Annotated in this window: 23 protein-coding genes and 1 pseudogene; 14 read left to right on the forward strand and 10 right to left on the reverse strand. The window is 70.5% G+C overall.

The features are described from left to right. Window positions 1-22: 22 nt before the first annotated feature. Window positions 23-247: a hypothetical protein gene (locus ACZ6NZ_RS24135; RefSeq protein WP_465860282.1), complete on the forward strand. Its 225-nt coding sequence runs from the start codon at window positions 23-25 to the stop codon at window positions 245-247. A 98-nt stretch (window positions 248-345) separates the two neighbouring features. Here ACZ6NZ_RS24135 and ACZ6NZ_RS24140 read toward each other — a convergent pair whose 3' ends face one another. The 3 genes from ACZ6NZ_RS24140 to ACZ6NZ_RS24150 are packed head-to-tail and all read right to left on the reverse strand — an operon-like array spanning window position 346 to window position 3,558. Next, window positions 346-1,827 (reverse strand): hypothetical protein, encoded by a 1,482-nt coding sequence (locus ACZ6NZ_RS24140; RefSeq protein ID WP_465860283.1) that lies wholly within the window; start codon window positions 1,825-1,827, stop codon window positions 346-348. Beyond that, the gene (locus ACZ6NZ_RS24145) at window positions 1,824-2,603 is read right to left on the reverse strand and encodes a sulfotransferase family protein (protein ID WP_465860285.1); all 780 of its coding nucleotides are present in this window, start codon (window positions 2,601-2,603) and stop codon (window positions 1,824-1,826) included. Before ACZ6NZ_RS24145 ends, ACZ6NZ_RS24140 begins: the two co-directional genes overlap by 4 nt. Continuing rightward, window positions 2,596-3,558, reverse strand: a complete 963-nt coding sequence (locus tag ACZ6NZ_RS24150) for a hypothetical protein (RefSeq protein WP_465860286.1) — start codon at window positions 3,556-3,558, stop codon at window positions 2,596-2,598. The genes ACZ6NZ_RS24145 and ACZ6NZ_RS24150 overlap by 8 nt, the downstream gene beginning before the upstream one ends. Before the next feature lie 253 nt (window positions 3,559-3,811). Here ACZ6NZ_RS24150 and ACZ6NZ_RS24155 point away from each other — a divergent pair, with 253 nt between their 5' ends. Genes ACZ6NZ_RS24155 through ACZ6NZ_RS24165 form a run of 3 tightly spaced genes read left to right on the forward strand, consistent with a single transcriptional unit; the run spans window position 3,812 to window position 7,032 of the window. After that, the gene (locus ACZ6NZ_RS24155) at window positions 3,812-5,083 is read left to right on the forward strand and encodes a glycosyltransferase (protein WP_465860287.1); all 1,272 of its coding nucleotides are present in this window, start codon (window positions 3,812-3,814) and stop codon (window positions 5,081-5,083) included. Next, a complete protein-coding gene (locus ACZ6NZ_RS24160; protein WP_465860288.1) occupies window positions 5,080-6,099 on the forward strand; it encodes a sulfotransferase in 1,020 nt (339 codons plus the stop codon). Before ACZ6NZ_RS24155 ends, ACZ6NZ_RS24160 begins: the two co-directional genes overlap by 4 nt. A gap of 3 nt (window positions 6,100-6,102) precedes the next feature. Further along, window positions 6,103-7,032, forward strand: coding sequence for a sulfotransferase family protein (locus ACZ6NZ_RS24165; protein ID WP_465860289.1), 930 nt, complete (start codon window positions 6,103-6,105; stop codon window positions 7,030-7,032). Here the strand turns inward: ACZ6NZ_RS24165 and ACZ6NZ_RS24170 are convergent. The 4 genes from ACZ6NZ_RS24170 to ACZ6NZ_RS24185 are packed head-to-tail and all read right to left on the reverse strand — an operon-like array spanning window position 7,011 to window position 10,071. After that, window positions 7,011-7,499: a hypothetical protein gene (locus ACZ6NZ_RS24170; RefSeq protein WP_465860290.1), complete on the reverse strand. Its 489-nt coding sequence runs from the start codon at window positions 7,497-7,499 to the stop codon at window positions 7,011-7,013. The genes ACZ6NZ_RS24165 and ACZ6NZ_RS24170 overlap by 22 nt on opposite strands. Continuing rightward, entirely contained in the window at window positions 7,496-8,782 is a 1,287-nt protein-coding gene (locus tag ACZ6NZ_RS24175; protein ID WP_465860291.1) for a signal peptidase I, read from the reverse strand. The genes ACZ6NZ_RS24170 and ACZ6NZ_RS24175 overlap by 4 nt, the downstream gene beginning before the upstream one ends. Before the next feature lie 11 nt (window positions 8,783-8,793). Continuing rightward, the gene (locus ACZ6NZ_RS24180; protein WP_465860292.1) at window positions 8,794-9,426 is read right to left on the reverse strand and encodes a SipW-dependent-type signal peptide-containing protein; all 633 of its coding nucleotides are present in this window, start codon (window positions 9,424-9,426) and stop codon (window positions 8,794-8,796) included. 9 nt (window positions 9,427-9,435) lie between these two features. After that, window positions 9,436-10,071, reverse strand: coding sequence for a SipW-dependent-type signal peptide-containing protein (locus tag ACZ6NZ_RS24185; protein ID WP_366609594.1), 636 nt, complete (start codon window positions 10,069-10,071; stop codon window positions 9,436-9,438). 214 nt (window positions 10,072-10,285) lie between these two features. Here ACZ6NZ_RS24185 and ACZ6NZ_RS24190 point away from each other — a divergent pair, with 214 nt between their 5' ends. The 10 genes from ACZ6NZ_RS24190 to ACZ6NZ_RS24235 all read left to right on the forward strand — a co-directional run bounded on the left by ACZ6NZ_RS24190 (window position 10,286) and on the right by ACZ6NZ_RS24235 (window position 23,091). Continuing rightward, window positions 10,286-10,963 (forward strand): hypothetical protein, encoded by a 678-nt coding sequence (locus tag ACZ6NZ_RS24190; RefSeq protein ID WP_465860294.1) that lies wholly within the window; start codon window positions 10,286-10,288, stop codon window positions 10,961-10,963. 176 nt (window positions 10,964-11,139) lie between these two features. Then, entirely contained in the window at window positions 11,140-11,958 is an 819-nt protein-coding gene (locus ACZ6NZ_RS24195; protein WP_366609590.1) for a basic amino acid ABC transporter substrate-binding protein, read from the forward strand. 77 nt (window positions 11,959-12,035) lie between these two features. After that, entirely contained in the window at window positions 12,036-12,830 is a 795-nt protein-coding gene (locus ACZ6NZ_RS24200; RefSeq protein ID WP_366609588.1) for an amino acid ABC transporter permease, read from the forward strand. A 5-nt stretch (window positions 12,831-12,835) separates the two neighbouring features. After that, window positions 12,836-13,675: an amino acid ABC transporter ATP-binding protein gene (locus tag ACZ6NZ_RS24205; RefSeq protein ID WP_465860296.1), complete on the forward strand. Its 840-nt coding sequence runs from the start codon at window positions 12,836-12,838 to the stop codon at window positions 13,673-13,675. 370 nt (window positions 13,676-14,045) lie between these two features. Next, window positions 14,046-15,050, forward strand: coding sequence for a multicopper oxidase domain-containing protein (locus ACZ6NZ_RS24210; RefSeq protein ID WP_366609584.1), 1,005 nt, complete (start codon window positions 14,046-14,048; stop codon window positions 15,048-15,050). Between the two features lie 23 nt (window positions 15,051-15,073). Further along, window positions 15,074-19,012, forward strand: coding sequence for a ThuA domain-containing protein (locus ACZ6NZ_RS24215; protein WP_465860297.1), 3,939 nt, complete (start codon window positions 15,074-15,076; stop codon window positions 19,010-19,012). A gap of 8 nt (window positions 19,013-19,020) precedes the next feature. Then, window positions 19,021-20,547, forward strand: coding sequence for an OmpL47-type beta-barrel domain-containing protein (locus ACZ6NZ_RS24220; RefSeq protein ID WP_465860298.1), 1,527 nt, complete (start codon window positions 19,021-19,023; stop codon window positions 20,545-20,547). Window positions 20,548-20,579: 32 nt separating this feature from the next. Beyond that, window positions 20,580-21,557 (forward strand): hypothetical protein, encoded by a 978-nt coding sequence (locus ACZ6NZ_RS24225; protein WP_465860300.1) that lies wholly within the window; start codon window positions 20,580-20,582, stop codon window positions 21,555-21,557. Window positions 21,558-21,616: 59 nt separating this feature from the next. Continuing rightward, on the forward strand, window positions 21,617-22,381 hold the full coding sequence (locus ACZ6NZ_RS24230) for a hypothetical protein (protein WP_465860301.1): 765 nt from the start codon (window positions 21,617-21,619) through the stop codon (window positions 22,379-22,381). 245 nt (window positions 22,382-22,626) lie between these two features. Further along, window positions 22,627-23,091, forward strand: a complete 465-nt coding sequence (locus ACZ6NZ_RS24235) for a hypothetical protein (protein ID WP_465860302.1) — start codon at window positions 22,627-22,629, stop codon at window positions 23,089-23,091. Between the two features lie 90 nt (window positions 23,092-23,181). Here ACZ6NZ_RS24235 and ACZ6NZ_RS24240 read toward each other — a convergent pair whose 3' ends face one another. From ACZ6NZ_RS24240 to ACZ6NZ_RS24250, 3 genes and pseudogenes are all read right to left on the reverse strand, one after another. After that, on the reverse strand, window positions 23,182-23,706 hold the full coding sequence (locus ACZ6NZ_RS24240) for a DUF6082 family protein (protein ID WP_465860303.1): 525 nt from the start codon (window positions 23,704-23,706) through the stop codon (window positions 23,182-23,184). A gap of 410 nt (window positions 23,707-24,116) precedes the next feature. Next, on the reverse strand, window positions 24,117-24,695 hold the full coding sequence (locus tag ACZ6NZ_RS24245; protein ID WP_465860305.1) for an HD domain-containing protein: 579 nt from the start codon (window positions 24,693-24,695) through the stop codon (window positions 24,117-24,119). Continuing rightward, window positions 24,692-24,871: pseudogene (locus ACZ6NZ_RS24250) on the reverse strand (transcriptional regulator); the annotation flags it as partial. The pseudogene ACZ6NZ_RS24250 and the gene ACZ6NZ_RS24245, both read right to left, overlap by 4 nt. Window positions 24,872-24,913: the final 42 nt, after the last annotated feature.

The raw sequence follows: 24,913 nt of genomic DNA on the forward strand, positions 1-24,913 counted from the left end.
TGGGTTGGGCACAAGACACGCCATGGCGAATAGACGAGGCACGTTGGTCGGCCACTACCTCATGCGACTCATCGGTGGCGTGGCAGTCATCTTCGGCATCTTGATGCTGTTCAGTGCGCTGTCCCGGAGCGACCTCATCGGGCTGGCGCTCGGCGTCGTCCTCGTTGGCGGTGGCGCGTACCTCCTCAAGCGTTCGGGCAAGACCGGCCGGGTGAAAGAGGTGGCCGCTACGCGCGGCACGAACTGAGGGTCCACGCTCCTGCACCTGGACGATGTTCCGCCGCGCTGCCGCGCCCTCGTCGGCTGTCCGGTGGTGTGGCGGTGCCTGACTGAGGAGCTACCTGTCTAGCGGACGGTGGCGAGGATCCGGTCCACCGGCTGGTCGGCGCGGAGCAGGACGGGGACGTCGGTCACTGTGGTGCCGCCGCCGGCCGCGCCCAGCGGGGAACCCACCGCCCCGGTCCGTCCGCCCGGTGTCGCCGGCACGGTCACCGGCGTGTTCGACGCCGACCAGAGCACCAGCGTGCTCGACCCGCCCCGGACGAACGCGACCCCGTGCAGCCTGTCGGCCACCGGGGCGGGCAGCGGGGTGACTGTGGCGTCCCGCGCCGCGTCGGCCAGGGCGGCCAGCATCCGGCCCGCTTCCCGTTCGGCGCCGTCCGGGTCGAGCAGGCCGTAGCGGACCTCGCTGCCGGCGGCGTTGTTCGGGTTGTACGCCAACGGCAGCCAGCTGATCTCACCGATCCCGCCGGCGACCAGCAGGGTGACCGTCTTGACCATCTCCGCCGCCCGGCTGGCCGCGTCACCGTCGCCGTCGCGCCAGAACTGCCCGACCTCCCACGCCTGGATCGGCATACCCGGTGGTGTGGTCGCGCGCAGGTAGTCCAGCAGCGGAGCAACCCCGCTGAAGTGTTCGTAGAAGTGCAGCTGGCGGACGTCGACGGTGCGGTCGGTCAACAGCGACTCGGTCACCGCCAGGAAGCGCAGGCTGCGGCTGTTGGTCTCGGTGCCGAGCGCCCGGCGCAGTTGCGCCTCCCCGGTCACCGCCGGGATCTGCTGCCCCCGGGTGCCGACCCGACGGTGGAAGTACGCCTGGTAGGCGGCGACGGCCTCGGGCATCCGACCGGCGCGCACCAGCCGGTCGGCGACACCCATGCCGTACGCGACGCTGCTGATGCCGGAGTCGACCACCAGCGCCTTCGGGTCGGTCGCGCGGATGGTCTCGGCGGCGGCGCGGACCAGCCGCGCGTACTCCTCCGGGCTGCCGGCCCAGTAGCTCGGCGCGTTGACCTCGTTCTCGACGGCGTACTCCCGCACCCCGTACGGGCCGTAGCGCTGCACCACCGAACGGACGAACCGCTGGTACGCGCCGAGGTCGGTGGGCATCGCCGACTCGGTTTTGTTCGCCGCGCCCCGGGTGTAGCGGGCGGTGCCACCGGTCGCCCAGCACACGCCGGTGCGGATCTTCAGGTGCAGCGTGACGCCCAGGTCCCGGCTGCGCGAGGCGATTTCGTCCAGTCCAGCCCAGTCGACCTGCCCGGAGGTCCGTTCGATGTCGCACCAGGAGATCTCCTCGTACGTCGCCGAACCGGCGAGCCGGCGCAGGTACGGCTCGAACTGCTGGTACCGCGACCAGTCCCAGTGCGCGCCGAACGGGTTGCTCACCGGGTCGCCGGCGCGCCCCGGCGGGGCGGCTGCGGGGGTCGCCGTCGCGGAGGGGGTGGCGGTCGGTGGCGGATCGTCGTCACCGGCGGTGCACCCGGCGGTGAGCAGCAGCGTGACGGCGACGGCGGTCGCGACCGCGCGCAGCCGGCCCGGGCGGGTCACCGGTAGCCCAGCGCGCGCAGGGTCGGACCGGAGAAGACCCAGACCAGCAGGCGCAGGAACGGGTCGAGTTCGCGGCGGTAGCTGCCCACCCGGGAGCCGTAGATGGGCGTGGTCTCGCCCACCGCCGCCCGTCGTCGCTCCGCCTCGGTGGTGTACTTCTGCGCCACGTCGTGCTGCTGGCTCTCGTAGTCGAGGATGCCGTCCTCCCAGGGCTCGCCGAGGAATTCGAAGAGGCCGCGCATCGTCTTCTCCGGCTCGCTGACCGCCTGCTCGTACCGCAGCTCGTAGTAGCGGTCCGCCGGCAGGGTGGCGCCGACGGCCCGCGCGGCGCGGATGTAGCGCGGCCACTTCACCACGCACTTCACCGCGGACCAGTAGCCGAACCGTTTGCGGTGCGAGACCACCACGTCGCGCCCGTCCCGGATGAGGTGCACGATCTGGGCGTCCGGGAAGACCTCGGTGACGAAGTCGAGCGACATGGCGTACAGCGGGGTCTTGTCGGCCCACCGGGCCTTGCCCCGGGTGGCGGCGTAGTCGGCGTGCACGCCGCCGAAGAAGTCCCGGATCCGGCGCAACCAGTCCTCGCGGGGAAAACCGAAGCGGGCCAGTCGCTCCCAGTCCCGGCCGACGATCCGTCGCAGGTCCGGCAGGAACCGGGTCTCCGGACCGCAACTGATCCGCGAGTGCGAGTCCAAAACGAGACGCACCATCGTGGTGCCCGACCGCTGGCAGCCGACCAGGAAGATCGGTGCGGTACGGGTTCCGGTCTCAGCCACTGTCGACCGCCTTCGTCGTCTCGGATCGGGCGTCGGCCGCGGCGCGATCGAGCCGGTCGGTCAGCTCGTCGCAGCGGGCCCGGACGCGCCTGTCGATCGGTAGCCGTCGGTGGTGCGCCGGGCCGTGCGACGCGCGTGGGGCGATGTGCGCGTGCAGCCGGGGATGGTAGGTGAAGTCGAGGAAGGCGCAGAGTCGCCGGAGCTGCGCGGCGGGCTCCGCGACCAGGCTGTCGTAGCGGCAGAGCAGCACGTCGGCCCGCTGGTCCAGGCCGAGCTGGAAGAACAGCGAGTTGCGGACGTACCAGAACAGCGCGGCGCCGCTGTGCGGATCCATCCGCTGCGGGTCGTGGGCCCGGATCAGCTCGACGGTGCCGGCGTCGAGGCGTTGCCCCTGCCACCGACGGCCGATGCTGCCGTCGGCGATCGCCCGCAGGGCCCGCAGGTTGGCGTCACCGAACTTGGCGACCTCGGAGCGGGCCCGGTCGTCGACGTCGCGGTAGACCCAGAGCGCCCGCCCGGGGGTCAGCCCCGGCAGGGCCAGCAACTCGTCCACGCGGTGGCTCTCACAGAGCGGCTTGACCAGCACGTACGCGTGCCGGCTGCGCTGGATGGCGGCGGTCAGCACCGCGTCGGGGCGCAGTTGGAACCGGTGGAAGAGGGTGCTGTCGTTCTCGTTGCGGACCTCGACCTCGCCGGCGGCGTCCAGGCCCCGGACCAGCATGTTCGTGCCGGAGCGTTGCAGACCGACCAGGTAGACCGGCATCGCCGAGCCGGGCGTCCGGACGGCCCGCCGCCGCCAGCGTCGCTTCGCCAGGGCGGTGCCGATCCGGTCGACCGGGTTGAGGCGGTCCTCCTCGATCAGCCGTCCGATCCCCTCGGTACGAGCCCAGCGCAGATGCCGCCGGATCCGGCGCGCGGTGTACGCGAGCGCGGAGACCTCGTCGTCGGCTGCCACGGTCCTCCTCGTCGGACACCGGCCCTGCACCAGAGCGGGTGTGACCGGCGGCAGCCAGGCTATCGGGAGATCATGGCGGGAGGCCAGGGCGCGGACCGCACGGGCAGACGAAGATCACCCGTTCAGCCACATGCCAAACGTGAGCTGGACTCGCCGACCCGCCCTGCATACCGTGGGCCCTGGTCGGGGCGGGCAGACCCCGGTCATCACCTCCGGGCCCGGATCGCCCGATCGATGTGAGCAGGGCGAGTCGATGCGCGTGCTGCACGTGAACAAGTTCCTCTACCGCCGTGGCGGCGCGGAGGGGTATCTGCTCGATCTCGCCGACCTGCAACGGGTCGCCGGCGACACGGTCGCCTACTTCGGCATGAGCCACCCGGAGAACGAGTCACCGCTGCCGTACGCGGCGCGGTTTCCGTCCGAAGTGGAGTTGGAGCCGGCGCCGAGCGGGGTGCGGCCCCGTGCCGTGGCCGTCGGCCGGATGCTGTGGTCACCGACGAGCCGCCGCGGGCTGGCCCGGGTGATCGACGACTTTCGGCCGGACGTGCTGCACCTGCACAACATCTACCACCAGCTCTCCCCGTCGGTGCTCGCCGCCGCCCGTGCCGCCGGTGTGCCGTGCGTGCTGACCATGCACGACTACAAGCTCGCCTGCCCGAGCTACCAGTTGCTGGACCGGGGCCGCCCCTGCCAGGCGTGCGTCACCGGCGGCCCGTTGCAGGCGGCCCGTCGCCGCTGCAAGGACGGATCGCTGTCGCGCAGCGGCCTGCTCGCCGTCGAGTCGTGGTTGCACCGGCAGTTCGACGCGTACGACCCGGTGCAGCTCTTCGTGAGCCCGAGCGGGTTCCTGGCCGACGTGATGCGCCGCGCGGGCGTCTACCCGGACCGGCTGCGGGTGGTCAACCACTTCGTCGACCTGACCGGCGTCGCGGCCAAGCAGACACCCGGCGGCGGTGTCGTCTTCGCCGGGCGGCTGGCGCGGGAGAAGGGTGTCGACGTGCTGATCGAGGCGGCCGCCGCGCTGCCGGACGGGGTCGTCGTGGACATCGCCGGTGACGGCCCGGCCCGCCCGGAGTTGGAAGCGCTCGCCGCGCGGCGGGTGCCCGGCCGGGTCCGGTTCCACGGCCGTCTCGACAAGCCGCGCCTGCACGAGCTGATCCGGTCGGCGGCAGTGGTCGCCGTACCGTCGCGATGGCACGAGAACCAACCGATGGCGGTGCTGGAGGCGTTCGCCTGCGGGGTCCCGGTGGTCGCCACCGACCTGGGCGGGCTTCCCGAACTGGTCGAGCCCGAGGTGGACGGCCACGTCGTCGCCGCCGACGCGCCGACGGCCCTCGGCGACGCGCTCAACGACCTCCTGGCCGACCCGGACCGGGCGTACCGGATGGGCCGGGCGGGCCGGTCGAAGATCGCCGCCCAGTTCGCCCCGGACCGGCACCTGGACCGGATCCGTGGGCTGTACGCGGAGGCCGCCGGGGCGCTGCCGTCGCGCCGGGCCGCCGCCGGTGGGGGAGCGGCCCGGTGAGCCCGGTACGGGTGCTCTACCTCGCCGGCAGTGGTCGCAGTGGCAGCACGCTGGTGACCACGGTCCTGGGACAGTTGCCGGGCTTCTTCGCGGCCGGCGAGCTGCGGTACCTGTGGCGGCGCGGCATCCTGGAGAACCGACCCTGCGGCTGCGGCGCCCCGGTCGCCGACTGCCCGCTCTGGACCCGGGTGCGCGCCGACCTGACCGACGCCGACCCGGCCGGCATCGCCGCCCGGTTGGCCCAGCGGCTGCGGCTGCGCGGACTGCCCGCACTGCTGCGCCGCCAGCGTCGGGGGCAGCCGCCGGTCGCGGGCCACCCCGACGACACCCACCTGGCCCGGCTCTACGCCTCGATCGCCGAGCACGCCCTGCCCCCCGGGTCGAACGGCGTCATCGTCGACTCCTCCAAGCTGCCGCCGTACGGGGCCCTGCTTGGCGGCCTGCCCGGCATCGACCTGTACGTCCTGCACGTGGTGCGCGACCCGCGCGCCACCGCGTACTCGTGGCGTCGCCGACGCCGGCTGGACGGGCGGCCCGACGACCAGCTGATGAGCCGCCCACCGGTCGGCAAGGCCGCGCTGCTCTGGCTGGTCTGGAACACCGCGACCGTACGGCTGTGGGGCGGCCGTCGCCGTGCGCCGGGCCGCTACCTGCGGGTGCGCTACGAGGACTTCGTGGCCGACCCGGCCGGCGTCACCGCCCGGATCGCCGGCTTCGTCGGCGCGATCCCCGACGAGCTTCCGTTTCCGACCCCGACCACGGTACGGCTCGCGCCCACCCACTCGGTGGCCGGCAACCCGTCGCGGCACCGCACCGGACTGGTCGAGGTGGTCGCCGACAGCGAGTGGCTGACCGGGCTGCCCACCCGCGCGTACGCGGTGGTGACCGGGCTGACCGCCGTGGCGCTGACCCGCTTCGGCTACCCGTTGCGCCGCCCGGCGGCCACCTCTCCCGCCGCCCGCTTCGCCGCGGACCCGGCCGTCTCCCCGTCACCCGCCACCCGGCAGGAAGGCTGAACGATGCTCTCACTGGTGGTGGGCACCGGTCGCTGCGGTTCGACCCTGGTCCAGGAGTTGCTCTCCCGGCATCCCGCGGTCGGCTTCGTCTCCGGTCTGGACGACAAACTGTCCCGGCTCAACCCGAAGGGCAGGTTCAACGGCCCGCTCTACCGGCGTTCGGCACCGCGCCCGGCGGGGATGACCTCGCTGCGGCACAGTCGACGGTTGCTGGAGCGGGGCCGGCTCCGGGTCGCGCCGTCGGAGGCGTACCACCTGCTCGACCGGCAGGTCCTGGCCGGCTTCTCCCGACCGTGTCGGGACCTGGTCGCCGAGGACCTGACCCCGTTCGTGGCCCGGCGGCTGCGGGCCTTCTTCGACGAGCGGATCGCGCGGCAGGGCTGTCAGCAGTTGGTGCAGCACGTCACCGGGTGGCCGCGGACCGGCCTGCTGCACGCCGCGTACCCGGAGCTGCGGGTGGTCAACGTGGTGCGCGACGGCCGGGCGGTGGCCAACTCGTGGCTCCAGATGGGTTGGTGGGACGGCTGGCGCGGGCCGGACAACTGGATCTACGGCCCACTCCCGTCCGACCTTCGGGAGGAGTGGGCCGAGTCCGGTCGCTCCTTCCAGGTACTCGCCGCGCTGGGCTGGAAGATGCTGATGGACGCCTTCGCGCAGGCGCGGCTGCGTCACCCGGCCGACCAGTGGCTGGACGTGCGCTACGAGGACCTGGTCGAGCAACCGCGCGAGCAGGTGGGCCGGATGCTCGACTTCCTCGGTCTGGGCTGGTCGACGGCCTTCGAGAAGGGCTTCTCCCGGTACGACTTCACGGTGGGCCGGGCGGAGGCGTACCGGGACGAACTCAGCCCGGCGCAGCTCGCCGCGATCGAGCGGGTGCTGGAGAAGCCGCTGGCCGAGTGGGGCTACCCGGTCTACGGCACGCTGCACGAGTAGAGCAGAGCGGTCAGCATGCCGACCGTTCCGGTGACCGGTGTCGACGTCCAGCCGCCGGGGCCGTTCGCCACCAGGCGGAAGGTTCCGGTTCCGATGCTCAGCAACCCGCCGGGGACGGTGACCGAGGTGGCGCTGGCGCCGAGAGTCCCGCCCCCGGTGAAGCCGCCCGACAACGACCAGGTGAAGCCGCTGCGGGTCAGGCCGCCGACCGGCAGGGTCCAGGTGAAGGTCGGCGGGGTGGACAGGCCCGCCGTGCATTGCAGGTTCGTCGGTGGGCTGACCGTGCCGGCCTGCAGGGAGCCGGTCGCGTACTCCGTGTCGGTCCAGGCGGCCAGCGTCGACTGCGGCGGTGCCAGCACGACGGCGGTGCCGGCGAGCAGCAGGGCGGCGGCACCCGCCAGCCAGCGCCGCTGGGCGTGGCCAGCTCGCTCCCGAGCCGGCAGAGACCGCGCACAGAAGCGCCTCACGGCCGCCTCACCCTGATCCGGCGCGTGGCGCGCATGAGCAGCAGGCCGGTGACGAGCGCACCACCACCGGCCAGCACAGGTGTCCACAGGTTGGTCCCAGTACGAGGAAGCGGGCCGACAGTGCCGCCCGCCGACGCCTTGTCGCCGAACCCGGTCGCTGTGACGACCAGGTCCGCCGACCCCGAGGCCACCGCGTTGGCGAGCAGACTCGCCGTGACGAGCACCCAACGCTGCTGATCGGCGCGCATCGAGCTGACGGTGACCGGGTGTGCGGCCAGCCTGGTGGCGGGACCGTCGGCGAGGACCTGCTCACCCTGGCCGGTGGGGCAGGCGCCCTTCACCCAGCGGATGGCACAGACGGCGACCATCACCTGGAGTCCGTCCGGACGGACGGCGAGAGGGCCCAGCGCGGACAGCGAGATGGTCACCTCGCCGGGCTGCTCCGCGTGCGCCGAGACACCCACCTGCCAGGGCACGGGCTGCTCCGGCGCCAGGTTCGTCATGCGATCGTCGTCACCGATCGAGACCAGCGTGAGGTACCTGCTCCGAATGACCTCCTCGGTGGTGTCCGCGCGGGCCTGACCGGGCGTCGCCAGTACCGCGGCGGCAACGCCCGGCAGCACCGCCAGCACGACCCACATGCGTCCCACTGTCGAGTCGCCGCGCGTTCGCGTGCCGCTCGGCTCGGTGCCGACCTCCGGCGCTGCGCCCGCCTCGTCGGGCACCGCCGAATCCGGTCGCCGACGGTGCCACGCCCGCTGTCGTCGGGCCCCCGGCTCGCCCCCACGCGGCCAGAACGCCCAGGTGACGATCGCGGCGGCCCCGATCGTGATGAGACTCGTGGCGTACACGTTCGACACGGCTCGCACCCCGTACCCGAGCCGGGGCACCGACCACTGCACGAGCCGCACGTGGCTCACCGCGTACGGCGCGGCGTCGTTCGACTGGTTGGCGTCCCCTCGCAGGGTGAGCAGGCGGGTGGGCCCACCGCCGTTGGCGATGTCGACCACCCGGTGGGTGATCGGTGGCAGTGGCGTGCGGTCGACGGTGACGACGTCTCCCACGTGGACCTCGGACGCGGGGATCTCCCGCACCACGGCCAGTGACCCGGCCGGGATGGTCGGGCTCATCGACCCGGTCTTGAACAGGATGAGCGAGATGTCGAAGAAGAACGCCAGCGGGACGAGGACGACGCAGGCCGTCCCACCGACGGCGAGCACTGTCAGCACCAGGTCGCCGACCCGGGCGAGGGTGCTGTGCCGTCGACGTTCGCGTCCCACCATCTGCAGATCCTTCACGTAGATGTGGCGGTGAATTCCCAGGTGACGACCCCGGTCGTGCCCTGGTACGCGTTGCTGGCGCCGGACTGGACCCGGACTTCGAAGCAGAACCTCAGCTGCGGCGTCGCGCCGGCCGGCACGGTGATGGGGGACGACACCGGTGAGCCGGGCACCGCGGTGACGGCGGAGTAGCCGGGCCCGACGATCCAGGTGGGTGAACCGGAGAAGGCGGCGGCGGCGCACGTGGTGCTGGTCGTGGGGGTGCGCACCGCCCGGTACTCGAGCGCGGGCAGCAGGGCGCCGGAGTTGTTCGACGAACTCGTCAGCGCGACCGCGCCGCCGACAGTCGTCGTCGAGGTCGTCCGGATGTCGAGGAAGGCGTAGAACGACACCGAGGGCGACATCGCCGTCGCGTTGAACGCCAGCGTCGCGGCGTTCGCGACCGGGGTGTGGCTGGCCCAACTACTGGAGGCGGTCTGCGATTCGGTGCCGAAGACGCTGGCCCCGAACGACCCGGTGCCGTACTCGCTGTCGGTCCACGCGGCGAGCGTGGACGTCGTTCCCAGGCCGAGAACGAGGGCGCCAGCGAGTACGGCACGGGTCCGGCGAAGCCGTGGTGTTCCGGCCGGCGTCCGACGGTTGACCACGGCCACCACCTAGACGGACTCGGCCAACAGTTGCCAGGTCTCCGTGACCGAGGTGCCCTGCACCAGGGTGCCCCCCGCGGTGACGACGAAGCAGAGGTTCACCGGAGCGCCGGGCGTCGTGGGCGGAGTGCCCTGCGTCAGGTTGAACGGCACCGCGCCGGCCACCGAGTTGAGCGGGGTGCCCTGCGCCACGATCCAGGTCGGGGTGGTGGGCGTCGCGCTGCAGTCGGCGAAGGCCGGGACGGTCGCGATGCCGTAGGTGAGGCCGACGAACCCGGCCGGGGCGGGGGTCGCCGATGCCACGGTGACTGTCGCGTCGTACGTCGTGGCCGCGGTCAGTCGGACGGCGAACGGCGCCGCGACCACGTCACCGGGGCTGATGTCGTCGAAGCCGGTGCTGAAGGTCAACGCGGCCGCGGTGCCGGCGGTGGGGTGCTCGGCGTAGGTGGTGCCGTTGGTGCTGCCCTCCATGCTGAAGGTGCCCGCCGTGAACGTGCCCGTGGCGTACTCCGAGTCGTTCCAGGCGGCGAGGGTGATCGTCGCACCGAGGCCGAGGACGATTCCTCCGGCCAGGATGGCCTTCAGCTTGCGACGGCGGCTTCGACCGCTCGGCTTCTCCACTGCCGTCCCTGTCGGTTCAGTCAATTTGTCCTCCTCGGTGCAACGCGGTTGGTTGACGTGGGCCGGTGCCAGCGGCGCAAGCGCCACGATAAGCACCGAAACAAGGGCAAAAGGCCTAAAACGGTCAATAAGCCCCGGCAGGGTGTAAAAGGGCGGCGAGCGCCCCGATCGGCACTATCGACGGATGTCACGGGGGCGGTTAATCTTTGGCCCCACACCATCGATGTGAGGAGATGCGATGGCGCGCCGCACCGGCCGACCCTCCTACCAGCTGGACAAGGCCGATGTGCGGCACCGTCGCACAGTGCGCTTCGTGGCCGTCGCGGGTGTGATCGCACTGGTCACCGCACTGCTGGGTGGGTTGATCGGCTACCAGTTGGGTCGTCCGGACGCGACCGAGGCGACCATCGCGAGCATCAAGCAGGACGAGGCGAAGCGGGACGCTCAGCAGATCGTGGAGCTGATCGAGACGGCCCGACGCGTCCGCGACCAGGTCGCCCCGGTGCTGGCCGCCATCAAGACGGAGACGACCGCCGGACGTGCGCCGGACCCGGCCCAGGCGCGTCAGTGGCAGGGGGTCATGCGCCAGGCGGCGGAGCCGTTCGCCGAGCCACCGTCGGGGACCACCGCCACCAACGTGGCGCGCGGAGGCCTGCGCGGAGCGGTCCAGCAGGCGTCGCTGGCCGTCGACGCCTACGCGCTGGCGGCCAGTGTTCCGGCTGCGCAACGGGCGGCCCTGCTGGACGTCACCGCGCGACAGGCGGCCGAGGCCGCGACGATCTGGTCGGTCGCGGCGACCCAGCTCGATCAGATCAGCGTCGATTCCGGCCAGGGCCACCAGCATGTGTTCCTGGACACAGACCCCCACGAAGGGGCCCTCACCCCGGACGGGGCGGCCGAGGGAACCGGTGGCTGACGCACCTTCCGGGGCAAGTGTCGGGTTTGTCGACTGAGGGCACCTCGCCGGGTCCGCCGAGCGGTCCCGGCGCGATCTGGGGGCGATGCGCCGGATCGGGTACGGTCGCTAATCGCAAAGTCTATGAACCAGATTGGCTTTCTGCGCATGGGAAGCCGAATCGGAGGGGCACAGCCGTGAGGTTCCCAAGCGTTGTCCGTCAGGCCGGCCTCGTCGTGGCCGTCACCGCCCTCGCGCTGACCGCGGGTTGCGCGAAGAAGGACGACAGCGAGGTCCAGGCCAGCGGGGTCAAGCTGGTCGCGGCCGGCAAGCTGACCGTCTGCACCCACCTGCCCTACCCGCCGTTCCAGTCCAAGGACGCCAGCGGCAAGGTGACCGGCTTCGACGTCGAGATCATGGACCTGGTCGCCAAGGAGCTGGGCGTCGAGCAGACGATCGTCGACACCCCGTTCGAGGGGATCAAGTCCGGTCAGGACCTCAACACCGGCAAGTGCGACGCGGCCGCCGCCGGCATGACCATCACCGAGGAGCGGAAGAAGGTCATCGACTTCTCCGACCCGTACTTCGACGCCACCCAGGCGATGCTGGTGAAGACCGGCAAGACGTACAAGTCGCTCGACGACCTCACGGGCAAGAAGCTCGGCGTCCAGGCGGCCACCACGGGTCGTGACTACGCCAAGAAGCTCGAGGCGGAGAAGGGCCTGAAGCTCGTCGAGTTCGAGGACCTCGCCGCCCTCCAGCAGGCCGTCGCCAACGGTCAGGTCGAGGCCGCCATCAACGACCTGCCGGTCTGGACCGAGTACCTGAAGAAGAACCCGGGCGGGTTCGAGGTGGCCGCCGAGTTCGACACCGGCGAGCAGTACGGCTTCCCCGTGAAGAAGGACGCCAACCCGGAGTTGCTCAAGAAGATCAACGAGGTGCTGGCCAAGGCCAGGCAGGACGGCACGTACAACACGATCTACGAGAAGTGGATCGGCAAGCAGCCGAGCGCCTGAGCGCCACGCACCACCGGAGGGCGCGCGTCCCGCGCGCCCTCCGACGTCGGTAACCTCCGGGAAGGCAACGAGCGAACGTGAAGCTGCGACGCCGCCAGCGGGAGCGGCTGTCCCTCGGGCTCCAGTACCTGGTCTTCATCGCCATCATCGCCACGGTGCTCGTCGCCGCGGACTGGAACAGGTTGGCCGACGCGTTCTTCCGCGTCGACATCATCAAGTCCATGTTCCCGACGATCATCACCGTCGCGCTGCGCAACACCATTCTCTACACGCTGGGCGCGTTCGCCTTCGGCCTCGTGTTCGGGACGATCCTGGCGCTGATGCGCCTGTCCCGGGTGGCGCCCTACCGCTGGGTGGCGACGGCGTACATCGAGCTGTTCCGGGGTCTGCCCGCGCTGCTGGTGCTCTTCCTCGTCGGGTACGGCATCCCGATCGCCTTCCCGGAGCGCGAGATTCCCGGTGGGGTGTTCGGCTCGATAGCGATCGGCCTCGGGTTGACCGCCGCGGCGTACATGGCGGAGACGATCCGGGCGGGCATCCAGGCCGTGCCGAAGGGGCAGATGGAGGCGGCGCGGACCCTCGGCATGTCGCACTTCACCGCCATGCGCACGATCGTCATCCCGCAGGCGTTCCGGATCGTGATCCCGCCGCTGACGAACGAGCTCATCCTGCTCACCAAGGACTCGTCGCTGGCCTACGTGCTCGGGGTGACGGCGCAGACGATCGAGATCACCAAGTTCGGTCGGGACATGCTCAACGACCGGGTGAACGCCACGCCGCTGCTGGTGGCCGGCCTCGCCTACCTGGTGATCACCCTGCCGCTGTCGCAGGTGGTACGACGCCTCGAACTCCGCTACGCCAAGGCCCGGTGACCCCGATGACGACCACCCCATCCCGCCCCGCTGTGGAGATCCGGGACCTGCACAAGTCCTTCGGGCCGCTCCAGGTGCTCAAGGGCATCGACTTCGAGGTCGGCCAGGGCGAGGTGGTCTGCGTGATCGGGCCGTCCGGTTCCGGCAAGTCGACCCTGCTGCGCTGCGTCGATCTGCTGGAGGAACCGACCGCCGGCACGATCTGGGTGAACGGGGTCGAGATGACCGACCCGGACGTCGAGATCGACGCGGTCCGTCGCGGCATCGGCATGGTGTTCCAGTCGTTCAACCTGTTTCCGCACCTGACCGTCCTGAACAACCTCACCATCGCCCAGCGCCGGGTGCTCCGGCGGGGTCGGGCCGAGGCCGAGCGGATCGCACGGGCCAACCTGGAGCGCGTCGGGCTGACCGACAAGGCTGACGCCTTCCCGGCGCAGCTCTCCGGTGGGCAGCAGCAGCGGGCAGCGATCGCCCGGTCGCTGTCGATGGAGCCGAAGCTGATGCTCTTCGACGAGCCGACCTCCGCACTCGACCCGGAACTCGTCGGCGACGTGCTCGCCGTCATGCGCAAGCTGGCCGAGGACGGTATGACGATGATGGTGGTCACCCACGAGATGGCGTTCGCCCGCGACGTCGCCGACCGGGTCGTCTTCATGGACGGTGGCGTGGTGGTCGAGCAGGGGCCGCCGCAGGAGGTGCTGGGCGCGCCGAAGCACGAACGGACCCGCGCGTTCCTCTCCCGGGTCCTCGACCCGACCCACGTCGCGCAGCTCGGCCAGCCGGACCAGTCGCCCGCGCCGCCGCAGACCCCCGACGTGCCGGCGGATGACCGCCACCAGCTCTGACCGCAGCTGCCGTACGTCCTTCCCGCCGGGTTGCCTCATCGAGGGCAGCCCGGCGTCGTGCTGTGCGGCCCCCGCGTTGCGGGCGGCGGCGTTCGCCCGCCACTGAGCGGGCCGAGGACCTGACGGTCGACCGCCCGCGTGTCAGCTTCATGTCAATCGACGACCTTCGTGATGTCAAGGTAATCTTTTTGCAATCAGAGCTGTACTTTCGTCGATGGATTACATAAGTTGCTGTCATCCATCGAAAGTTCTGAGTCTTCCGAGCAAAGCCCGCGACGAGCCTCACCCTCAGTCGTGCCACCGCCCCGTGCTCGGCGGTCGATGCACCCTGCCCCTCGTCGCGTCTTCGCCCGGTCGGGAACGGAGACCCATGGACGATCACGCTGGTGGCCCTCACCGCCACCTGTCCCGTAGATCGCTCATCGCCACCGGCGCGCTCGCCGCCGGGGCGTTGGGCGCGTCCGCCCCAACGATCGGCACCGCACTGGGCGGCAGCCCCGCCCAGGCCGCCGCCGGCGTCACCAAGAAGATCACCATCTACGCCGAGCAGTTGCCCGGCAACCTGTTCGGGTACGGCCTGGCACCCGGTCAGGCCACCGTTCCAGGTCCGATCCTGGAGATGTACGAGGGTGACACGCTGGAGATCACCCTGGTCAACACCACCAACCAGCGGCTGTCCATCCATCCGCACGGGGTGGACTACAGCACCGATTCCGACGGCAGTCCGTTCAACGCCTCGTTCAACAACCCGGGTGAGACGCGGACGTACGTCTGGCGCTCCCACGAGATGGTGGCCGCGGCGGGTCGGCGGTACATGCCGGGCAGCGCCGGCTACTGGCACTACCACGACCACGCGATGGGCACCGACCACGGCACCGGCGGTGTCGCGAAGGGACTGTACGGGGCACTGATCGTCCGACGGCGTGGCGACATCCTGCCGTCGAAGCAGTTCACGGCGGTGTTCCACGACATGATGATCAACAACAAGATGGCTCCGGCGACCCCGATGTTCGAGGCGAACCTGGGCGAGCGCGTCGAGTGGATCGCCATCGGCCACGGCAACCTGTTCCACACCTTCCACCTGCACGCGCACCGCTGGGCGGACAACCGCACCGGGATGTTGGAGGGGCCGAGCGATCCGAGCCTGGTGGTCGACAACAAGGACCTCAACCCCGGCAGCTCGTTCGGTTTCCAGGTGCTGGCCGGGGAGGGCGTCGGACCCGGCGCGTGGATGTACCACTGCCACGTGCAGACGCACTCCGACGGCGGCATGGCCGGGATCTTCCTGGTGCGCAACGCCGACGGCAGCATGCCGCCGGGCGCCGAGGAGGCGATCCACCGGTTCCAGGGCCACACCCACACGCACGGAAGCTGACCGAACCGAAAGTGGGGACGGGCATGACCAGAAAACTACGACGAACCCTCGCCGCGGTAGCGGCCTTGGCGACACTGCTCCCGGCAACGACGGCCGCCGCGGCGGCACCACGAACGGTCGCCGCCGGGCAGGCGGCACCGCCGCAGAAGACCGCCGTCCTGGTGTTCCACGGCCCGGTGGCCGAGCAACAGGACCCGGTGTCGCGCGCGGTGGACACCATCAAACAGCTTGCTGCCGGTCATGACATCGATGTCACCGCCACCACGGACCCGGGCACCTTCACCTCGGCCGGGCTGTCCGCGTACCGCAGCGTGGTCTTCCTCTCCGCGACGGGCGCCGCGCTGAACCGCGACCAGGAGTCGGCGCTGCAGAGCTACGTCAAGGCCGGCGGCGGTTTCGTCGGCATCGCCGACGCCGCCCGCGCCCAGGTCGACTCCACCTGGTTCACCGGTCTGATCGGCACCCGCCCGGCCGGCGCCATTCCGGTCGCCGAGCCGGTGACCCGGGTGACCGCCAGCGGCGAGAACCCGCCCAACGAGACCAAGGAGAAGCTGACCGACGGCGACGCCAACACGAAGTGGCTGGTCCGCACCCCGACCGCCTGGGTGGCGTACGAGTTGGGCGCACCGAAGAAGATCACCGGGTACGCGCTCACGTCGGCGAACGACTCCTCCGGCCGCGACCCGAAGGACTGGACCCTGCAGGGCTCCACCGACGGTCAGAGCTGGACCGACCTGGACCGCCGCACCGGGCAGACCTTCCCGGACCGCTTCCAGACCCGCCGGTTCGACATCGCCACGCCGCAGGAGTTCACGCGCTACCGGCTCAACGTCACCGCGAACAGCGGTGAACCGCTGGTCCAACTCGCCGACCTGCGCCTGTTCACCGGCAGCACCACCGCTCCGGAACCGCCCGCGGTCAACCGCGCGGTGGTGAACATCCTCGACCGCAAGCACCCGGCCACCGCGTCGCTGCCGCTGACCATCACCCGGTCGGACCGCTGGGAGAACTGGGACCCGAACCCGATCGGCACCGTGCACACCCTCGCCCAGGTCGAGGAACGGCACTACAACCCGGGCGCGGCCGCCAACGGCGCCTTCCACCCGGTTTCCTGGTGCCGGGACTACGACGGCGGCCGGTCGTTCTACACCGGCATGGGCCACACCGAGGGCAGCTACGGCGAGGAGGCGTTCCGCGCGCACCTCGCCGGGGCCCTCAACTGGACCACCGGTCGGGTCCGCGGCGACTGCCAGGCCACCATCGCCGCGAACTACAAGGTGGAGCGACTCACCGCGGCGAACCAGACCGGGCAGCTGGACCAGATCGGCGAGCCGCACGGGCTCACCATCGCGCCGGACGGCACGGTCTTCTACGTCGGCAAGGCGGCCTGCCCGAGCGGCCCCATCGCGGACTGGACCAACCCGAAGGTCGGCCTGGGCTGCGGCACCATCCACTCCTGGGACCCGCGCACCAAGCAGGTCAAGCTGCTCACCACCCTGGAGGTGATGGGCAACCGGGGCAGCGGCTCCGAGCTGGTCAAGAACGAGGAGGGGCTGCTCGGCATCGTGCCCGACCCCGCGTTCGCCGAGAACGGCTGGCTCTACGTCTACTGGATGCCGCACGACTCGGTCGACCGGGTGAAGCGGGTCGGTCAGCGGACGGTCTCCCGGTTCACCTACGACCGGCAGGCGCAGACCGTCGACCAGGCCACCCGTAAGGACCTGTTGCAGTTCCCGGTCCAGATCCACAGCTGCTGCCACGCCGGCGGCGGCATGGCGTTCGACGCCAAGGGCAACCTCTACGTCGGCTCCGGCGACAACAACTCCTCGGAGGGGTCGCAGGGTTACGCCGGCAACAACTGGACCCAGGAGTACCAGGGCATCTCGTTCCAGGACGCCCGTCGCACGTCGGGTAACACCAACGACCTCGCCGGCAAAATCATCCGGATCCACCCGGAGCCGGACGGCACGTACACCATCCCGGAGGGCAACCTGTTCCCACCGGGCACCGAGAAGACCCGGCCGGAGATCTACGTGATGGGCGTCCGCAACATCGCCCGCCTCCAGATCGACCCGAAACACCAGTGGCTGACCGCCGGCTGGGTCGGCCCGGACGCCTCGTCACCCAGCCCGACGCTGGGCCCGGCGAAGTACGAGACCGCCACCATCATCACCTCCGCCGGTAACCAGGGCTGGCCGTACTGCATGGGCAACCGGCAGCCGTACCGCGACCGCAGCAACACCGACGCGACAGTGCTCACCGGCTGGTACGACTGCGACAACCTCAAGAACACCTCGCCGCGCAACACCGGACTGGAGGACATCCCGGCGGCCCGGGACAACATGATCTGGTACTCGCCGGACGGTGGCGGCCCGGTGTTCCCGAAGCGGACCGACGGCAGCGGCCTACCGACCTACGTGGCGGCCGACGCCACCTACACCCAGCCGTACCTGCGCGGCGGCGGGCAGGCCATCATGTCCGGCCCGACGTACCACCGCAGCCTCGTCGACACCGCCAGCGGCGTGGCGTGGCCGGAGCACTGGGACGGCAAGTGGTTCATCGGCGACCAGTCGAACGCCGCCAACCGGGTCGCGGTCACCGTCGACCCGGCCGGCGTGCCGCAGGCCGCCCCACCGGTGTACGCCGAGTCGCTGCGGGCCATCATCCCCGGTGGCAACGGCGACACCCGGTTGCAGAGCTGGATGGACGCGAAGTTCGGCCCGGACGGCGCGCTCTACCTGCTCGACTACGGCGGCGGCTTCTTCAGCCTGCACGCGAACCAGAAGCTGATCCGGGTCACCTACACCGGCGGGGCGCCCACCCCGGCACCGGCGGCGACCTCGGTCGCGGTGCAGAACAAGCCGCTGACCATCGCCTTCACCGGTTCCCGCTCCGGCGGCGTGAGCCACCGCTGGGAGTTCGGCGACGGCGCCACGTCGACCGAGGCGGACCCCCGGCACACGTACGCCACGGTCGGCACCTACACCGCGAAGCTCACCGTCACGTACGCCGACGGTCAGACGGCGACGGTGCAGACCACTGTGACGGTGGGCTGCGCGGTGCCGGACGACCGGCAGAACGTCTGGCTCGGCGACACCGACACCGGGGTGCCCAGTCGCACGGTCGGGCAGGGCTGCACGGCCAACGACCTGATCGACGACGAGAGCACCTGGGCCGACCACGACGGTTTCGTCCGGCACGTCAAGACGGTGACCCAGGCGTTGCAGGGCGACGACCTGCTCACCGCCCGCGAGTCGGGCACCCTGACCCGGCTGGCCGCCGCGTCGGAGATCGGCCGCACCGGGCACACCGGGTACGAGCCGCTCTTCGACGGCACCGCCGAGTCGTTGCGCGGGTGGCAACAGGCACCCACCGGGTCGTTTGCGATCCAGCCCGACGGCTCGCTGCGGCCCAGCGGTGGCCTGGGCATGCTCTGGCACACCAGGGAGCTGGGCGACTTCTCACTGCGGCTCCAGTTCAAGGACATCGCACCGGGCACCGGCCGGGCCAACACCGGCGTCTTCATCCGCTTCCCGGACCTGCGAACCCCCCTGGAACAGCGCCCACCGGGCAGTTGCGGCACCGTCGGCTCGGCCCGGACCTCGACCGCGTGGATGGCGATCTACTGCGGACACGAGATCCAGATCTACGACGGCGACACCGGTGAGCCGCAGAAGACCGGCTCGGTCTACAACTTCGACCCGGTGCCGCTGGCCCAGGCCGGCGTGACGCCGAAGAACGAGTGGAACGACTACGAGATCCGCGCCGTCGGGCAGCACTACACGATGATCCGCAACGGCGTGGTGATCAACGAATTCGACAACACGCCGGGCAAGCAGTCGTCGCGTGCCGGCGACCCGCCGACCGACCTGCGGCAGTTCCTGCGCGGCTTCATCGGCCTGCAGAACCACGGTGACAACGACCTGGCCGAGTTCCGCAACGTCCGCGTACGGGAACTCTAGGAGAGACGATGCCCCGACGAATAACGGCAGTGCTGGCGGCGCTCCTGCTCACGGTGACCCCGTGGGCGGCGACGCCGGCCTCCGCCGCCCCCCGAGCCGCGGCACAGGTGCTGACCTGGACCGCCGACGGCGACATCACCCGCTACAAGTCCGCGCCCGCCCAGGCGGTGGCCGGCGAGACCACGATCATCTGGGAGAACAGCGAGGCCACCGGCAACACCATCGGGATGCCACACACGCTGACCTTCGACACCAGCGCCGAGGGCTACAACCACGACGTGACCCTCAACATCCTGGCCAGTCCGTTCGACGCCAACAATGGCCGCCACCAGGCGACCGTGACCCTCACCCCGGGCCGGTACCGCTACTTCTGCTCGATCCCCGGCCACAGCCAGATGGTCGGCGAACTGGTCGTCACCGAGGGCGGCGGGGGTGGCGACACCACACCGCCGACGGTGGCCGCCACCGTGGCGGGTGACCAGGACCCGGACGGCAACTACCTCGGCGCGGCCACCGTGACAGTGACGGCCACCGACGCCGACTCGGGGGTCGAGACCGTCGAGTACCAGGTCGACGACACCAGCTTCCTGCCGTACACCGAGCCGGTGCGGGTGACCGCGATCGGCGACCACGCGGTGCAGTTCCGCGCCACCGACCAGTCCGGCAACACCAGCGCCGTCGGCTCGGTGGCGTTCCGGATCGTCGAGCCGGGGGAGGAGGACACCACCCCGCCGGAGGTGAAGGCCGCGCTGGCCGGCGACCGCGACGACGACGGCAACTACATCGGTACGGCCACCGCCACACTGACCGCCACCGACAGCGGATCCGGTGTCGCCACCATCGAGTACGCCCTGGACGGGGCGGCCTTCACCGCCTACGCGAACCCGATCGTGGTGAACACCGCCGGGATGCACATGTTGCACTACCGGGCCACCGACGTCGCCGGGAACACCTCGGCGGAGCAGATGTCCCACTTCACCGTCGTCGAGCCGCAGGCCGAGGACACGACTCCACCCACCGTCGCCGCCACGGTGACCGGTGACCGCAACGACGACGGCGGGTACGTCGGCGGCGCGACCGTCACCGTCACGGCCACCGACACCGAGTCGGGCGTGGCGACGATCGAGTACGCGCTCGATGCCGGAGGCTGGACGGCGTACGCCGCTCCGGTCGCCGTCCGGGCACCCGGCGAGCACACCGTCCGTTACCGGGCGACCGACACGGCGGGGAACACCTCCACCGAGCAGTCGACGTCGTTCACCGTGGTGGCCGACAGCACCGACCGCTGCCCCGACTCGGACACCCGGGCCACGGTGGTCATCGACGGTGGCGACACCGGCGTGCCCAACGTGGACACCGGCGACGGCTGCACCATCAACGACCTGATCGACGAACACGCCGAATACCCCGGCCACGCCGAGTTCGTCCGACACGTCGAAGCGGTCACCGCCGCGCTCGTGACCGGCGGCACGCTCGATCGGCGGCAGCAGGGCGCCATCGTCCGGGCCGCGGCCCGATCGGACGTCGGCGCATGAGTCCTCGAACCTCACCGACAGGGAGTACCACGATGCCCGGACGTACCGTCGCCAAGCTCGCCACCGTGAGCGCCGTCATCGCGGCCTCGGTGCTGGCCGTGGCGCCCAGCGCACACGCCGACCTGGTCACCCACTGCATCGGCACCGGCGGCGCGGTGACCGTGCCCAACGACCTGCTCGTGCCCGCCGGCGAGTCCTGCGCGCTCACCGGCACCACGATCACCGGCAACGTCACCGTCGCGGCCGGCGGCAACCTGGTGGTGACCGGTGGCCGGGTCAGCGGTGAGGTACGCGTCGCCGCCGACGGCTACCTCGACGCGACCGAGACGACAGTCGACGGCCAGGTGGTGCTCGCCGCCGGGGGGTACGGCGTCTTCCTGAAAGACGCCCGCACCGGCACCGTCACCGTACGGCCGAAGGGCTCCACGACCATCGACAGCTTCCTGTTCGCCGAGGCGTCGACGGTCACCGGGCACGTCACCGTCGGTGCCGGCGAGGTCCGGCTGGACCGGGGCACCCAGGTGCAGCGCAACCTCAGCAGCACCGGCACCTACTACACCGACCTGCACGACTCGTTCGTCGACGGCACGCTGTCGGTGCTCAACAGCGCCACCGGCAGCGTGGTGTGCGGCAGCGCCGTCCAGGGCCGGGCGACCTTCGCCGGCAACCTGGGCGGTGTGCAGCTCGGCCCGAACGGCGGGCTCGACAGCTGCGCCTCCGGTGGCTACTGGGGCGGGGACGTGAGCATCACCAGCACCACCGGCGGCGTCACCGTCGACGACAACATCATCAACGGCCAGTTGACTGTCACCGGCAACGACCCGGTCGCCCAGGTGGCGGCGAACAACCGGATCCGTGGTGGCGTGAGCGGTGACCAGGCGGCGTCGACCACCAACCGGGCGGCCCGAGTGTCCGGGCCGGACCGGGAGGAAGCCGGCGACCAGCGGGCCGAGACCCGTCGTACCTCGGCGGTGCAGGAGGCCACCGAGGCGGGCGCCGCCCGGCTCTGACCGATCGACACGACGGCGGCCGGTCACCTCTCGGGGTGACCGGCCACCGTTCGGATGGCATGCTCGACGCCATGGCCCTGAGCCGCCGGATCAGCGTGGTGCCCCTGGTGCTGTGTCTGCTGCTGAACGGGTGCGCGGAACAGCGCGACGGCGACACGATGGCGCGGGACCTCGCGGCGGCAGAGGCGAAACGCCTCGATGACGATCTCACCCGCGACCGGGTCCGAGACGCCGAGTGGCTCGCCGCGACCCACGTCCCGGAGACGGTGGAGGGCACCAATTCGACCATCCGGCGGGAACCACTCGCATGGTCGGGGCGCACCGGCATCAACGAGCAGGCCGTCATCGACGTACGGATCGTGGTCACGGTCGCTGAGGATTACGGGGCCACCTTCGGAGACCTGGGCAACTCCGCCGGCCAGGCCACGCGGTGCTACCGCTACCGGATCGAACTCCAGCGCCACACGCCGTACCAGGAAATGGACTGCCCTTCGGTGGCCACTCCGCCGGTGCCCAGCGCGGGGCCGATCCCGGCGCTGCCCCCGGACGCACGCGACCGGCTCGGTGTGGCGCTGCGCACCGCCACACCTGGCACCCTCGCTGGCGCGGTGCGGGCGGCGTTTCCCGCCAGACACATCACCGTCGACACGGCCACCCACAAGGGCGTACTCGTCGCCGCGGTGGGCGTGCCCGCCGAGCGGGAATGTCTCCTCCTGATCCGGACCCCCTCCGGAGCAGTCGAGTCACCCGGGTACGACCCCACCTGGCTGCAACCCGGCGAGACAGGGTGCAGGACCGGGCTGTACGTCTCGCCACCGCGGTAGAGGCCAGCCGCAGCCACGCTGGCCGAGGTGGTGTCGGGACGCTGTGGAGCTGAATCGTCTGCGACATCGCCTGGTGCCGGTCGCCCTGGCGGCCGCGGCCGTCGCCGGTGCCGCTGCCCGGTTCCTGCCGATCGGAGTGGCGCTGCTGCTGGCGGCCACCGCCGTGCTGCTCACCCTCGTCGGACAGCGGAACACGACGTCGCCCGCAGCGGGGACGCCCGCAGCACGGCCGCGGAGCACGTCTGATGACCACGATGGTCATCGCGATCATCGCCCTCGCCGCGATCAACATCAGCTTCAAAGCGGTCGAGCCGACGCTCCTGGGTGACCGCTTGTTTCCCGCCCCGGTCCAGACCGCCGTCGACGCCCTACCCGCCGCGCTGCTGGCCGGCCTTCTCACGATCGACCTGCTCGGAGTGCACTGGCGGGCCTTCGACTGGACGCTGCTGCCGGGGCTCGGCCTGGCGGTCGCGCTGCGCATCGCCGGCCGACCGCATCTGGTCTGCATCGTCGCGGCGGTCGCTGGCACCGCCGCCCTGCGCGTCATTGCAGACGAAGTCAATGTAGCCCGCGAGGTAGCCAGCCCGTCGCGTCGGCGGTTCGATCAGCTAGTTCAGGGGACGGCCGACGGTTGGGTGACTAACCGAGTGACGATCGTGACGGACGCCAGTGGACGAGCCTGCACGTCGGGGGAGCAAGGTAGCGGCTGAGGCACCGTCAGGTAGCAGGTGGCAGAGCCGTGTTGGTTGCCTGGGGTCAAGGAGTCGTCGGGCGTGGGAAGCGGAAGGATCTGCGCGGGGTTATCGACCCTCGCCGGGGTCACGACGAGCGTTGGTCGGTTCGTTATCGTCGCCCTCTCTATCAGCTCGGACTGCCTGTTCCGAAAGTGCGGTTTCATATGCGTCGTCTACTATTCGTGCAAACAAGCGCTCTCGGGATTGAAAGGAGGGCTCTAGGTACGCCTGTCGTGAGTTTTTCCAGAAGTCGCGGATTTTGCCGCTTTCAAACTTGCGCTTCATTTCCGATCGAAGCTCTGGCTCCGTGATGGTGCCAAGGTCGAAGGCTGTAAGTAGGTACGCGAATACCAGGTTCGTGTACGCGCGTAGGCGAGCCTCGGCCGCAGGGGTTTCTTCCCGATAACCCCACGCGGCCAAGAGTTCTGGGTCGTCGAGCGCCGGCTTAACAAGTTCAAGACGCATTGTGCGTGAGGCTTGCACCTGGCTAATTCGCGTTTGCTTTCGCTGTATCAGGAGAGAGAGAGCTACGCCAGCGAGCGCGATCATTGAGATCGCTGTGGAGCTGACGGCCGCGATGCGCTCAATCATGACGGCATGGTATGGCGCACACGCAACCGACACTCGACAGAGGCTGGGCTAGGGCCCAGCTCTTGCTGCGCGGGGGCAGGACCCGGCTATGAACGACGGCGGGCAGTCGACAGCAGCGTCGACAGCTACGGGGCGACGCATCGCCGGATGCGCAGAGTCGACGACAGATCATCCGCCGAGCTGGCAGACGGGCGGCAACCGATCGCATACGGCGCCCCAGAACTTACAAGCGAAGGGTCGGGAGTCGAGGGTGCCCCAAGATCATGCCGCTTCTAGGCCGTCAGAGGTGGACCAGGAGCAACGATCGTTGACCACCGGCCACCAATGAACGGGCAGCTCAGGCGGCATCCTTTCCATGTTGATCGACTATGCCGTCACCCTCGATCAATACAACGCCAAGTGTTGAACGCTTACTGCTGCGGCGGGGGTGTGAGCCAGGCGAGGGGTTTTCCGGTGAGGGCGGCGTCGGCGAGGCGGTGGGCGCTGGCGGTCTTCAGGGCGACTCGTGAGCTGTCGATCCAGCGCTGCACGTTGTCGATGCCCTGGTGGCGGTATTCGACGGCTTGGACGAGGCATTCCAGTTTGTCGGCGTCGCGGGCGACGACAGCTTCCAGTGTCTCGCCAGCTTCGTATTCGGCCACGGCGGCGGTGATGACGCCGGCGACGACCGGTGGGCAGGCGGCGACCTGGTCGGCGGTGACGGCGGTGTTGGGTACGGCGGTGAGATAGCGCTTGGCGATGTGTGGGATGTCGGTGATCCGGGTTTCCTGGGTGTCGTGCAGGGTGCAGAGCATCGACACTCGGGCTGGGTCGGCGCCCTCCATGGCGGCGAGCATCATTCCGATGAGCGCCGTTCGGAAGGAGTGCTCGGCGATGGATTCGGGGTGCTTGACGCCGGCGAACCACCAGCCGGTCCGGGCGGCGCGTTTGAGGACGCCGGCTTCGAAGATGAAGTTCATCGCTCCGGCGGCGTCGTGGTCGTCGGTCATCTGCCCGTCCCTGTGCCGGTGAGTCCGTCCGCCCGCAGGCGATAGACGATAGAGGTTAGTTCCTGCCGTGACTGCGCGGAGATCCGGTCGCTGTCCAGGAGCGGGACGCTGCGGTCGAGGAGCGCCCGAGTTGCGGCGAGGTTGTCGAGAGCGGGACCGCGTCGTGCGGCCAACAGAGTTCAGACGATGGAGCGTCAAGGAGTCACGAATTGACAGCT

The sequence above is a fragment of the Micromonospora sp. NPDC047756 genome (assembly GCF_055587245.1).